This is a genomic window from Ruegeria sp. CDSA077, from assembly GCF_059612265.1.
Genome location: NZ_JBXWQG010000001.1, coordinates 676,275 through 689,381 on the forward strand (window position 1 = coordinate 676,275; position 13,107 = coordinate 689,381).

The following is a 13,107-nucleotide window of genomic DNA, read 5'->3' on the forward strand; positions in this document are numbered from 1 at the left end:
ATTTACGGGTATAACAGGGAGTTAACAATGAAAGTTAAGACCACTTTGATGGCAAGCGCCATTGTTGCCGTGGCCGGAGGCGCCATGGCCGAGGAGATGACGATTGTCTCGTGGGGCGGCGCCTATTCCAAGTCACAGCTGAAAGCTTATCACGAGCCCTATTCTGAAAAGAGCGGCATCACTATCCTTAACGATGACAGCTCGGCCGAAGCGGTTGCCAAGCTGCGCGCGATGAACGAAGCGGGCAACATCACCTGGGACGTAGTGGATGTTGTTGCTGCGGACGCAATTCGTCTGTGTGACGAAGGTCTGGCGATGGAGATCGACCCAGACACAATGCTGGCCCCGGCGCCCGACGGCACCTCGGCTGCCGATGATTTCGGTGACCTGCTGGTCAGCGAATGCTTTATCCCGCAGATCGTGTATTCGACTACATTCGGCTATCGTACGGACCTGGTAGGTGACACACCTCCGACTGATGTTTGCGCCGTATTTGATCTGGAGGCCTATCCGGGCAAGCGTTCACTGGAAAAGCGCGCCATCAACAACATGGAATGGGCGCTGATCTGTGATGGCGTCGCCAAAGATGACGTTTATGACGTTCTGGCGACCCCTGAAGGTCAGGATCAGGCGTTGGCGAAACTGGGAACCATCAAGGACAACGTCGTCTGGTGGTCCGCGGGTGCCGACACGCCGCAGCTTCTGGCCGATGGCGAGATCATCATGGGCTCGACCTATAACGGCCGTCTGTTCAGCGTGATCGAAGAGCAGAAGCAGCCCGTTGCCATGCTGTGGGACGCGCAGATCTTTGACCTGGATGGCTGGATCATCCCCGCCGGTCTGAGCGAAGAGCGTCAGCAGCGTGCGCTGGACTACATCATGTTCGCAACGGACACGCAGCGTCTGGCGGATCAGGCCAAGTACATCTCGTACGGTCCGGCCCGTGCCTCGTCGGCTCCGCTGGTTGGTCAGCATGCCGAGCTTGGCATCGACATGGCGCCGCACATGCCGACCGATCCGGAAAACGCCAAGAACACGTTCCTGTATAACTACGAGTTCTGGGCGGATTACCGCGATGACATCGAAGCGAAATTCCAGGCTTGGCTTGCGAAATAATCGTTTGATTTCATGAAACAGTCGGGGGCGGTGCGCCGCCCCCAGACCCAAGCAGAGTCAAGGGGCACAGATGACTGACGCAAGCCAAAATGCGGGGCCGATGCTGGCAGCGGACGGAACGCCGCTTAAGCAATCGCTGGCACGTTCACTGCGGCGGCAGAAGTTACGAGCATTGATGCTCGTCGCTCCGCTTCTGCTATTTGTCATGTTTTCCTTTATCGTGCCGATTGCTTCAATGCTGTTCCGCTCGGTTGAAAACAGCATGGTTTCAGAGACCCTCCCGCTTACGGTGGAAGCCCTGCAAAGCTGGGACGCCCAAAGCGGTGAGCTTCCGGACGAAGCAGTATACGACGCATTCGTTCGCGACATGGTCGTTGCCGTTGATAGCAAAACCCACACCCGCCTTGGCTCGCGTCTGAACTACGAGGAGACTGGCATGTCTTCTTTGTTCCGCCGCTCTGGCCGGAAAATGGGCAAGCTTGACCCTGAAACCGATGGACCCTTTAAGGAACAGATCATCGAGATTCACGAGGGCTGGGGTGATCCTAAGACGTGGGCCGTGATCAAGACCCATTCGCCAACGGTTACCAATGGTTATTTCCTGAACGCGGTCGATATGCGCCGCACGCCCGAAGGCGCGCAGTCGCAGCCTGAAGACAAGCAGATTCTGATCAAGCTGTTTGGCCGCACATTGTTCATGTCGCTGGTGATTACAGTGTCCTGTATCCTGCTGGCCTATCCGGTTAGCTACCTGCTGGCGACCCTACCGATGCGGGTGTCGAACCTGCTGATGATCCTTGTCCTCTTGCCTTTCTGGACCTCACTTCTGGTGCGGACCTCGGCGTGGAAAGTGATGTTGCAACAGCAGGGCGTGATTAATGAAACATTGGTCTGGCTTGGACTTGTGGCCGATGATGCACGACTGGTGATCATCAATAACCAGATCGGCACGATCATTGCGATGACGCATATCCTGCTGCCGTTCATGATCCTGCCGATGTATTCAGTGATGCAGACGATCCCGGTGACTTACACGCGCGCGGCGAAATCAATGGGCGCGACCAACTGGACGACGTTCTGGCGCATCTACTTCCCACAATCCATTCCGGGTATCGGAGCGGGCTCGATCCTCGTATTCATTCTGTCGATCGGATACTACATCACGCCTGAAATCGTTGGCGGCACAAAGGGTGTCTTCATCTCGAACCGGATCGCCTATCACATCTCGTCCTCGCTGAACTGGGGACTGGCTGCGGCCTTGGGTACGATCCTGCTGGGTGTCGTCATGCTGCTCTACTGGGTCTACGACAAGATCGTGGGCATTGATAACGTGAAGTTGGGATAATCGACATGGCTGCACTTACACCGATATCCCGCAAACCGCTCTCCATGGTTCTGCCCAGTGTCGCCTTGGCGGGTGCTTTCGCCGGTGTCTTTGTCGGCGCGGGCAACGGCTCGATCCTTTTGGGCATTCTGGGTGGCGCAGCTCTGATCGCCGCGCTGGCCTGGGTCTACATCAACGTTCTGAAGAACGAAAAACTGGCGCGCTGGATCAATATCCTGGGTTTCGGCATCATCGGTTTCCTGTTGTCAGGTCCGATGGGTGGCATTCTGGGCCTGTTGGGCGGTTGGTTTTTTATCTTCTTTATCTATTGGCTCTATGAAGGCCGGTATCGCCGTAAACTGCTCAGCTATCTGACGCCAAAACAGGTATTCTATCACTATCTGTTCCGGGTTATCTGCGGTGCGATCTTCGTGTTCCTGATCACCCCGATCCTTGTGGTTCTGCCGCTGTCGTTCAACGCGCAGGACTTCTTTACCTTCACCCCTGAGATGCTGAGTCTGGACCCCGAAGGGTATTCGCTAAAGCATTACCGCGATTTCTTCACCAACAATGAATGGCAGCGCAGCTTCAAGAACTCGCTGATCATCGCGCCGATTGCGACGATCATCTCGGTCTCGCTGGGCACGTTGGCGGCCATCGGACTCAGCCAGAGCCACGTACCCGGCCGCCGCGTCATCATGGGCGTCCTGATCTCGCCGATGATCGTGCCGTTGATCATCTCGGCCACCGGCATGTTCTTCTTCTACAGCGATATCGGTCGCTTCATGGAAGGCACGCTGGGCATGAACAAGAACTTCGTGGGCTATGTGAAAGTTGTCCTTGCCCACGCCGTTCTGGGCATCCCCTTCGTCATCATCACCGTGACTGCGACGCTGGTGGGCTTTGATCGCTCTCTGACGCGGGCGGCGGCGAATATGGGCGCGGGCCCGGTGCGGACGTTCTTCAAGATTCAGATGCCCCTGATCCTGCCGGGTGTGATCTCGGGCGGCCTCTTCGCCTTTATCACCTCGTTCGATGAGGTGGTTGTGGTGTTGTTCGTTGGCTCTGCCAGCCAGAAGACACTGCCATGGCAGATGTTCACCGGCCTGCGCGAACAGATCAGCCCGACCATTCTGGCAGTAGCGACCATCCTTGTGGTGATCTCGATTGCGCTGTTGACCACGGTAGAGCTGCTGCGGCGGCGGTCTGAACGCCTGCGGGGGCTCAGTCCCGCTTGACGCCACTCACAAGGTGATTTAGCGATTTCACCATGCACCCCGGTCACGATGGCGTCGTGACATCTAGGCGGGTGCATGGCTCTCGGTTCCCGAGGCCGCTTGTCCTGAACGCCGGGACTTGTGGCCGGGCTTTGCCTGTCCGGCATCGAGGAGAGACAAAGATGAATGATCTAAACAACCGCCCCGAATTCTTTACCTGCCACAACGGTGACAAGGCGCCTTTGCCCTTTAGTAAGGCGGAATATGCACGCCGTCTGGCCAGCTTGCGCGCCACGATGGCCGCCCGCGATATTCCAGCAGTTCTGCTGACTTCCATGCAAAACATCGCCTATTACTCGGGCTTCTTGTATTGCTCGTTCGGGCGTCCTTACGGTTGCGTTGTCACTCAGGACAAATGCACCACTGTGTCGGCCAATATCGACGCCGGCCAGCCTTGGCGTCGCTCAGTTGAAGACAACGTGATCTATACCGACTGGAAGCGGAACAATTACTGGCGCGCGGTGGCTGATCTGATTGGATCAGCCGGTCGGGTCGGGATCGAAGGCGATCACATGACCCTGGCAATGCGCGACACCGCACTGGATATGCTGGGCCAGCCTGAACTGGTTGATATCGCACCTGACACAATGGCCGCACGTATGGTGAAATCCGCCGAAGAGATCGCGCTGATCAAAGGCGGCGCACACACTGCAGATGTGGGCGGCGCAGCCATTCACGCGGCGATCCGCGAAGGCGCAACCGAGATCGAAATCGCCATGGCGGGCCGTGACGCGATGGAGGCCGAGATTGCTCGTGCTTATCCAGAAGCCGAGTACCGCGACACCTGGGTCTGGTTCCAATCCGGCCTGAACACTGATGGCGCACATAACCCGGTCACCAAGCGGGCGCTGGAAAAGGGCGATATCCTGTCGCTGAACACATTCCCGATGATCTCGGGCTATTACACTGCGCTGGAACGCACCTTGTTTCTGGGCGAACCCGACGCTGACAGCCTGCGCATCTGGAAGGCAAACGTCGCCGCGCATGAGTTGGGGCTGAGCCTGATCAAACCGGGCGCGACCTGCTCGGGGATCACGGCTGAGATCAACCGTTTCTTCGCCGACGAAGGCCTGCTGCAATACCGGTCCTTTGGCTATGGCCATTCCTTCGGCATACTCAGCCATTACTACGGTCGTGAAGCGGGTCTTGAACTGCGCGAGGATATCGACACGGTTTTGGAACCCGGCATGGTCGTGTCCATCGAGCCGATGCTGTGGATACCTGAAGGTCAGAAAGGCGCCGGAGGCTACCGTGAGCACGACATTCTGGTGGTCGAAGAGGCCGGTGCCGAGAACATCACCGGCTTCCCCTATGGGCCTGAGCACAACACGATCAACGCCTGATCACATGGGCAGGAGGGGCGATTTGCCCTTCTTGCCCCGTTCGTGAAAGATGAAGCCGATAAAGTTCAACAGCAGCTGTGCCGCCAGAATCTGCGTGCTTTCGGTTGGGTCGTAACTTGGGGCGACTTCAACAAGGTCGATCCCGACCACGTCACCGCGTTTCGCCAGCCCCTGAAGAATTTCCAGCACATCGTAATACAAAAACCCGCCATGGCTGGGCGTACCCGTGCCAGGTGCGATTGAGGGGCAAAACGCGTCGATATCAATCGTAACGTAATACCGCGCGCCCTCGGGGATGCGCTCCAATACACCCTCGGTGCCCAGTTTGCGCACCTGTCGTACGGACAAGATGTCCGAGCCGCGAGCGCGGGCATCCTCATACCCTTCCTTGGCGGTTGATGACACGTTTCGGATCCCCAACTGGGTCATGCCGGCGACATAAGGCTTTTCAATCGCCCGCCGCATCGGATTGCCGTGGCCAGCAGTGACGCCATGACGCTCGTCAACGAAATCCAGATGCGCGTCGATCTGGACCACATGGATCGGACCGTTCTGCGCGCAATCTGTGGCAAAGGCGTTGATGCAGGGGATATTCACCGAATGATCGCCGCCGATGGTGACGGGCAGGGCGCCTGCAGACAGAATGCGTTCGACGCCGTATTGAATATTGGCGTGGCTCTCATCTGTCTTGGTGTGGATAATATCGGCATCCCCAATATCGACCATCCGCACCGATCCATCCAGATAGGTAGCGTCATCCTCATGGTCATAGGCCCCGGCATGGCCAAAGCTGAACAGGGTCGAGGCCTCGCGCACCGCACGCGGCCCAAAGCGCGCGCCGGACCTCCATTGAGTGCCAAAGTCGAAAGGCGCCCCTATGACTGCGACATCCGCGTCGATATTGTCCCAATCCTCGACATACGGCGCTTTGCCGAAGGTCGAAATGCCGACGAAAGGCAGATTAAGCCGCCCACCGCTATACCCATGTGATGACATGGCGAGTTTCCCGTTTCTTGCTGTTCAACGGCAGCTTAGACAGGAATTCCAGGCGGCGATAGGTGGGGGTGATCTGTGGGCTTGATTGTCCGATTGTGCGATGTGTATCTGGTGCAGGCATTAAAAAGGAACAGCCGTGGGCCATCATGAACTGCCACCGGGAACGGGTGTCTACTATATCAATCTGGATCGGGTACCCGAGCGGCGCAACTTTATGGAGGCGCAGTTCGCCCATACCGGGCTGATTGGGGCCGCGCGTTTCAGTGCGACCGACGCGCAACAAGAAGGCGCACTGGATGGTCACGGCTATGTTGCCGGTTCTGGCAGCCGCTGGGGTCTGAAACAAAGTGAAGTCGCTTGTTTCGAAAGCCATCGCGCCGTTTGGAAGCGTGCCGTTCAGCAAGACCTGAAGGCTGTTGCGATCTTTGAAGACGATGTCGAAATGTCGACCCAAGCTGGCGGTGTGATTGCCAGATTGCTCGAAGCAGGGTCAGGGTTCGACTTCCTAAAGCTGGACTATTCCCCCCGGTCGCTGAGGTTTGGCCCGGAACAGCAGATATCCGGCGTACCGGTTCGCCCGATGCTGGAAATGGCACCCAGCGCGGCCGCATATATCCTGTCGCAGGCGGCCTGCCGTAAATTGCTGAAGTGGTCCGAGAAATACTCGGATCACCTGGATGATTTCGTATCTATCCCCCGCCCGGATTGGCAAATGTATCAGTGTTTTCCAGCAGTCGGCGTTCAAATGATCTGGTCGAAACAGCAAGATCAGGCTGAAGATACCGTGAAAGTCAGTGAACGTTCACAAAACAGAAAGACCAATAGCGGTCTGGATAAGGGACCCCTATGGTTTCGCATTCGTCGCGAATTGCAGGCCGCGAAACGCAAGTTGTATTGGCGCCAGAGAGGCGAAGCCCGATTGCTTGAAAGCGGGGGTTATGTCGGATTTATCCCCTGTGCCGAAGACCTGAGGGTTTAGTTTAGATCGTGGGCTGATCACGGCTTTCCAACCAAGCAAAAATAGTAATTCTCGATAAGCGTTAACAAAACTGTCAAATTGATATAATCTTCCAGTGTTGTTGGTGTTTTTCCGGTTTGGGGTTGGTGTGGGTCAGACAATCTATGAGCATTATGGCGGTTTCAAAACGATCAGCCGGATCGTTATGACCTTTTACGAAATGGCACTGGAGTCTGATCAGATCGGTGACCATTTCGAAGATATCGACATGCCAAGGCTGATTGATCACCAGACCAAGTTCGTATCGTCTCTGATCGGTGGCCCGACATCTTTTAGTGATGATCGAATTGAAGCGGTTCACAGAAATCTGAACATCTCGCACGCAGATTTCGACGAAATGGCAGATCTGTTTGGTGAAGCGCTGGCGTTACATGGAATGGAAGATCGGCACGTAAAGATTGCCTTGGGAGCGATCGAATCCAAACGTGCAATTATTGTTACGCGCGATGCGGCATGAGCATTCTTGCGATCAATGAACAACTGCTGCGCGCGATCGGTGTTGGTGTCGCAGTGGTTCGGGCTTCGGATCTTACATTCGTATTCTGCAACGGCCCTTTTCAGGAATGGTTTGGCCCTCCGGCTGATGGACAGACATTGTTGGATATTTTTCCTGACCTTGATGCGCGTGAACTTGAAGACGTAAAGCAATCGGGGCTCAGATACTCGGTCGAATTGCAGATCAAGCCGAAACGCAGGACATTGGTTTTCGCAACGGCAGTTTCTCTGGCAAACGGTCTTTCGGAACAGGTTCTGGTCATCGAGTTTCAGAACATCACCAAAATCCGCGAACTTGAAAGCATGATTGACAGCTACTCGACTATGGTCGAACGCAACACGCGCGAGTTGGAGCGTGAGAAGGAGCGGGTTGAAAGGCTGTTGCTGAACCTGATGCCGCGCGCTGTTTATGAAGAATTCAAGACATTCGGTGTGGTCACGCCGCAGCTTTACGATCAGGTGTCAGTTGTGATGCTGGACTTTGTGGGGTTCACGGATTTTGCCGCCAAGACGGACCCGACGGTTACCCTAAGCGAGTTGAATGACATCTTTACGGCCTTTGACCGGATCGTCGAACAGTTCGGATGTGAGCGGATCAAGACCATTGGCGATGCTTATCTTGCGGTGTCAGGCATGCCGGATGCTACGCCAGATCATGCGACTGCTGCTGCCCATTGTGCAGTCAGGTTCCTTCGCTATCTTGAGCGGAGAAATGAAAGCCATCCGCACAAGTGGCAGGCACGTGTGGGGCTGGGTATGGGGCCGGCGGTGGGATCAGTGGTTGGTATTCAGAAATATGTCTATGATGTTTTCGGGCCCGCCGTGAACATCGCTTCCCGGCTGCAAGTCTTTGCAAACCCAATGAATATTGTTGCGCCTGAAGAAATGAAATACGCCCTGATTGACGAGTTTCAGGTCTCTGATATCGGGCGTGTGGACATCAAGGGTATGGGTGAGATGGATCTGATTAATGTCACATCCGGTCTCAGCATTCCGCAACGGAAACCGGTGTTCTGACGGCCTTATTCGTCCGGAGGCACCAGCCCTAGTCCCCGCAAATAAATACCAATCCCCGTTTCCAAAAGATCTTCGGGCGGGAAGGGTGCGGTGGCGCCGGTGTTACGGGCAAACAATTCGACTACACCGTGACTCAGCGCCCAGATATGTGCGCTGAACATTGAAGCCGGCGGACGTTTTTCCGGCGGAATATGTTGCGACAGATCGGCTGCAGCTTTTTCTAGAACATCTCTGGCCCGGTTTGCAGCTAGGGCAAGTTCTGGGGTGCGGTTGACGGAAATCCCACTTTCGAACATCGCGATATAGTGGCCAGGATTCTTGCGAGCAAAGGCCAGATAGGCGCGCCCGGTTGCTTCGAATGCAGCCAGCGCCGAAGGCTGGCCTTTGTCATAAGCGAATTGAATTAGATCGGCGAACATCTCGAACCCCTGACGCGCCGCCTCGGCGATCAGGTCCTCGCGCCCGTGGTAGTGGCGATAAACGGCTGCAGGCGTGACGCCTGCCGCTTTTGCAGCCTCTGACAGGGTGAACCCGGTCGGACCCTTTTCCTCGATCAGGGACAGAGCTGCGTCGATCAGAGCCTGTTTCAGGTTGCCGTGGTGATACCCGCGTTTTGTCATCCCTGATTCAGACGCCTTTTTTGTTCAATTCTTGAGGAACTAAGACATAAACCGGTAGCACGTATTCGTCCAATCTTTGTGATGATATTGGCCGGCAAGAAAGATCAGGTATCCCAGATATCTGGCCCGCCACATATCTTGGTGTCGATATCGCCAATCGCATTTTTGTCCTTTTCATCATAGTCCAGCGCATGAAGCACGGTTTGGATTGCTGCCAGCCTTGCCCGTTTCTTGTCGTCGGAACGAACTATGGTCCAGGGGCAGGCTTCGCTGTGACTGCGTGTAAGGGTTTCGGAAATCGAAGCAGAGTATTCATCCCATTTGTCCAAACCAGCGATATCGATAGGGCTCAGCTTCCAGTGTTTCAATGGGTCCGTTTCGCGCGCAAGAAACCGGTTCAACTGCTCGGCCCGTCCGACGTTCAACCAGAACTTGAACAAGCGGATACCATCGTCACACAGGCCGGTCTCTAACGGCAGAACCTGGCGGAAGAAGCGTTCACGCTGTTTTGTGTTGCAGAACCCAAACACATTTTCCACCACGCCGCGGTTATACCAGCTGCGGTCAAAGAACACGATTTCTCCGGCTGCGGGCAGATGTGGGATATAGCGCTGAAAATACCATTGGCTGCGCTCTTGATCCGATGGCTTGCTGAGCGCAACGTTCCGAGCCCCACGCGGGTTCAGGTTCTCACGGAACCGCTTGATCGTCCCGCCTTTTCCAGCGGCATCGCGGCCTTCGAAGATAACAGCGACACGCTGGCCAGTTTCCTTCACCCAAAGCTGCATTTTCACAAGCTCGATCTGCAGGGACTGCATTTGTTTCTCATACGCCTTACGCTTCATGCGTTCGTCATAGGGGTATGTAGGGTTCAGAATGTCATCCTTATCGGCCTCTTTGATCTCGTTCCGGACTTCTTCTGGTGCACGTTTTTTGTAATATTCCTCGATGGTGCCTTTGCCAGTTCGTGTCATGAGTCACCTCGCGATAAAATCCATATCTTACTATGGATTAGCCTCGGAATTAACGCAAACCCGCGCGTCTTGCGGCCCGGTCGATTGTGATGGCAACTTCGGGTGCAGCCACGACCTGCGGCATGTGGCCAATTCCTGGCAGCTCAATCAGTTCAGCACCGGGGATTTGTTCGACCAAAGGCTCGGAATGCCATCCTAGGCCCACCGTAATATCGGCTGTGCCATGTACGATTTCGGTTGGAACAGAAATTTCCTTATATCGTGGTTGCAGGGCGCGAACTTCGTTCAGCAAGTTAAACCGCTGCTTGGCATTGGCATGCATCGAAGCACGACGCATGGTCAGCCCGGGGCCGAAATGTTCGGCATAGCCTTCGGGTGCAGTTTGGGGGGAAAAGACACCGTCTAGGGCCTGCTCGACATACCAATCGGGAACAAAGGCATTGATCAGGGGCAGCACCAGCGCATTTCCGGGCTTGGTCGCGGCCATTCGGTTGAAACCGTCCAGCGGCGTCTCCCATGGGATTGCGGCCGGAGCAATCAAAACCAGGGCCGAGATATTTTCGGGCTGTGTAACCGCCCATGACAGCGCCACGGACCCACCATAGCTTTGACCGACGACGATGGGTTTGTCCGCACCCAATTTGATTGCGGCGCGACGGAGAATTTCGGCTTGTTCTTCAAGGGTTTCGCCGTCCGGATTGAAGCTGTCGGAATACCCCAGTCCGGGCCGGTCAAAAACAATGACACGGAAATCTTCTGCCAGAATTGGTGCGAGGGCAAAAGTCATGTCCCGAGTGTTGCCACTGGACCCGTGGATCAGCACGACATCGGGCCCGTGCCCCATGACTACGGCATGAACGCTGACTCCATCGACGTCGATCAGCTGACCCTCGGGTGGGAAACTGGCCTCGGCTACAGCTTCGTTCCGTGACACGCGCCAAGTTGTTACGGTGGCCAGGCCAGCAATCAGCAGGGCAAGAGCTATGATGGTTTTAAGAACCAATTTGAACCATATCGAACGGTGTTGTCTGATAGATTTCGTTAATCCAGTTGCCATAGAGCAGGTGCGCATGGCTGCGCCATCTGTTCTGAGGCCGGCGCGAGGGGTCGTCGTCTGGATAGTAGTTCATCGGCACGTTTATCGGTGTGCCGTTGTCGATATCGCGATCATATTCCTGCTTGAGCGTATCACTGTCATATTCAAAGTGGTTGAAGATATAGATCGCGCGATGGTCCTTATCTTCGACTAAGCAGGGGCCTGCCTCATCACTACCCAGCAAGGTGGTCAGGCCCGTAGCGTTGTCGATTTCGGCCTGCTTCATTTCGGTCCACCGGCTGACCGGGATGACGCAATCATCGGAAAACCCGCGCAGAAACGGTGAGGAGGGAGCCAGATTGCGGTGCCGGAAACATCCGAAAGCCTTGGCGTCCAACATATGTTTACGCACCCCATGGAAATGGTTGATCATCGCCATTCCGCCCCAGCACACGCCAAAGGTCGAATGGACATTTGTCTGGGTCCAGTCAAATACTTCGCTGATCTCTTCCCAATAGGTGACATCCTCGAATTCAAGATGTTCGATCGGGGCGCCGGTGATGATCAGGCCGTCAAATTTTTGGTCCCTTACCTCCTGAAACGGGCGGTAGAACTCGGCCATATGCTCGGCTGCGGTGTTCTTGGTCCGATGTTCGGTCATACGGATCAGCGACAGGTCGATCTGCAGAGGGGTTGCACCGATGAGTCGCGCGAACTGGTTTTCGGTCTGAATCTTCTTGGGCATCAGATTCAGCAACCCAATCCGAAGGGGGCGAATATCCTGACGCATTGCCTGATCCTCGGACATGACCATGACGCCCTCATTGGTGAGAACGTCATATGCGGGCAGGTCAGAGGGAATCTTGATCGGCATCGGATGCAAGCCTTTGGTTTGAGTGTGTAAGTGCCGTAGTTAATCGCGCTTTGGCCGGGTCTCAAGGGCACGTTCGATCAACTCATCGAAATCACCGTCGTCGCGAATACTGTGCATGTCGCTGGCAGCGATCGTCAGACCCCAGTTGTCGGCCATCGCCCTGTATCTCGGTTGCCGATGCGCAAGAGCTTTGGCATAGGTCCAGCGAATGAATGCGTTGGGATCGACCTGTTCGGCGGAACAGCCCTGTTGGGTCAGATATTCGTCCCAGACACGTGTCAGGAATTCGAGCTGATAAGACATGGGCTTGGGCGCACGGTCAAAGCGCCTGATCAGCTCGGACGTGTGGTCGTCATCACCTTTGATCCAAATCATCAGCGTTTGGCGCGACAGTTCGGACAAGACCTGATCGCGCGGATCGTCGGGATCAACCCATTCGCAGATCGAACCGCCGGTATCGCAAATGAAATGCGGGTATTGGTACAATCTCTGCGCCCGATCCACGAAATACTCGGTATCCAGCAGAGCGTGAATTTCTGCCAAACGGAATTGTTCCTGACGGCGTTTATACTCTGTCAGCTCCATGCCGCCCTGTGCCGGGTTGCCCGGTTTTCCCAGATAAGCGGCGACAGGGGTCAAGTTCTCGAACGAGATATTTGATCCGATGTAAATGGAATCAGACAACAGCAGGTCACGCAGGAAAGGGACTTTCATCGCCTCGGCCTTGGCGTTGTCGATGATATACTCGCCCATGTATCGCGTGCCGATCCGGTAATCGACCGAATAGTGGAACCAGTCCCCGGAATCGCGCAGAACGTTGGACACATAGGTCTTTCCCAGGCCTGACATGCCAAAAAACAGCACCTTTTTGCGCGCGGCTTCCCGCCAGTCTTTTGCCGAGTTGTAGATCATTGTCCACTATCCCTTTTCCGACCTTGCTAAAACGAGCGGGGGGCGGCGTCAATCGCGCGTGCAGCGGTTGTTTAGAACCAACAGTCTTGGGCACAGGTTTCGTTA

The 13,107-nt window shown here is 55.5% G+C and carries 13 protein-coding genes; 7 read left to right on the top strand and 6 right to left on the bottom strand.

Annotation, left to right across the window (positions count from 1 at the left end):
- Positions 1 to 27: 27 nt before the first annotated feature.
- The 4 genes from AC2FLE_RS03395 to AC2FLE_RS03410 all read left to right on the top strand — a co-directional run bounded on the left by AC2FLE_RS03395 (position 28) and on the right by AC2FLE_RS03410 (position 5,060).
- The gene (locus tag AC2FLE_RS03395; RefSeq protein WP_142634172.1) at positions 28 to 1,116 is read left to right on the top strand and encodes an extracellular solute-binding protein; all 1,089 of its coding nucleotides are present in this window, start codon (positions 28 to 30) and stop codon (positions 1,114 to 1,116) included.
- Positions 1,117 to 1,186: 70 nt separating this feature from the next.
- Positions 1,187 to 2,461, top strand: a complete 1,275-nt coding sequence (locus tag AC2FLE_RS03400) for an ABC transporter permease (RefSeq protein ID WP_271946783.1) — start codon at positions 1,187 to 1,189, stop codon at positions 2,459 to 2,461.
- 5 nt (positions 2,462 to 2,466) lie between these two features.
- Complete coding sequence (locus AC2FLE_RS03405; protein WP_281972192.1) at positions 2,467 to 3,678, top strand: ABC transporter permease; 1,212 nt, start codon at positions 2,467 to 2,469, stop codon at positions 3,676 to 3,678.
- Between the two features lie 161 nt (positions 3,679 to 3,839).
- Positions 3,840 to 5,060, top strand: a complete 1,221-nt coding sequence (locus tag AC2FLE_RS03410) for an aminopeptidase P family protein (RefSeq protein ID WP_496695250.1) — start codon at positions 3,840 to 3,842, stop codon at positions 5,058 to 5,060.
- On the opposite strand, the gene speB is transcribed toward AC2FLE_RS03410, so the two are convergent.
- Entirely contained in the window at positions 5,061 to 6,056 is a 996-nt protein-coding gene (gene speB, locus AC2FLE_RS03415; RefSeq protein WP_496695252.1) for an agmatinase, read from the bottom strand.
- A gap of 136 nt (positions 6,057 to 6,192) precedes the next feature.
- Between speB and AC2FLE_RS03420 the strand changes: the two genes are divergently transcribed.
- From AC2FLE_RS03420 to AC2FLE_RS03430, 3 genes are all read left to right on the top strand, one after another.
- Positions 6,193 to 7,035 (top strand): glycosyltransferase family 25 protein, encoded by an 843-nt coding sequence (locus AC2FLE_RS03420; protein ID WP_496695254.1) that lies wholly within the window; start codon positions 6,193 to 6,195, stop codon positions 7,033 to 7,035.
- A 127-nt stretch (positions 7,036 to 7,162) separates the two neighbouring features.
- Positions 7,163 to 7,531 (top strand): group I truncated hemoglobin, encoded by a 369-nt coding sequence (locus AC2FLE_RS03425; RefSeq protein ID WP_271946797.1) that lies wholly within the window; start codon positions 7,163 to 7,165, stop codon positions 7,529 to 7,531.
- Positions 7,528 to 8,586, top strand: coding sequence for an adenylate/guanylate cyclase domain-containing protein (locus AC2FLE_RS03430; protein WP_496695256.1), 1,059 nt, complete (start codon positions 7,528 to 7,530; stop codon positions 8,584 to 8,586). The genes AC2FLE_RS03425 and AC2FLE_RS03430 overlap by 4 nt, the downstream gene beginning before the upstream one ends.
- A 5-nt stretch (positions 8,587 to 8,591) precedes the next feature.
- On the opposite strand, the gene AC2FLE_RS03435 is transcribed toward AC2FLE_RS03430, so the two are convergent.
- The 5 genes from AC2FLE_RS03435 to AC2FLE_RS03455 form a co-directional block, all read right to left on the bottom strand.
- Positions 8,592 to 9,206 (bottom strand): TetR/AcrR family transcriptional regulator, encoded by a 615-nt coding sequence (locus AC2FLE_RS03435; protein ID WP_142634158.1) that lies wholly within the window; start codon positions 9,204 to 9,206, stop codon positions 8,592 to 8,594.
- Positions 9,207 to 9,310: 104 nt separating this feature from the next.
- Positions 9,311 to 10,180, bottom strand: a complete 870-nt coding sequence (gene ppk2, locus AC2FLE_RS03440) for a polyphosphate kinase 2 (RefSeq protein ID WP_496695258.1) — start codon at positions 10,178 to 10,180, stop codon at positions 9,311 to 9,313.
- 49 nt (positions 10,181 to 10,229) lie between these two features.
- Positions 10,230 to 11,183: an alpha/beta fold hydrolase gene (locus tag AC2FLE_RS03445; protein WP_496695260.1), complete on the bottom strand. Its 954-nt coding sequence runs from the start codon at positions 11,181 to 11,183 to the stop codon at positions 10,230 to 10,232.
- Positions 11,173 to 12,090 (bottom strand): homoserine O-acetyltransferase MetA, encoded by a 918-nt coding sequence (gene metA / locus AC2FLE_RS03450; RefSeq protein ID WP_496695262.1) that lies wholly within the window; start codon positions 12,088 to 12,090, stop codon positions 11,173 to 11,175. Before metA ends, AC2FLE_RS03445 begins: the two co-directional genes overlap by 11 nt.
- Before the next feature lie 39 nt (positions 12,091 to 12,129).
- Positions 12,130 to 13,002, bottom strand: coding sequence for an ATPase (locus AC2FLE_RS03455; protein ID WP_496695264.1), 873 nt, complete (start codon positions 13,000 to 13,002; stop codon positions 12,130 to 12,132).
- Positions 13,003 to 13,107: the final 105 nt, after the last annotated feature.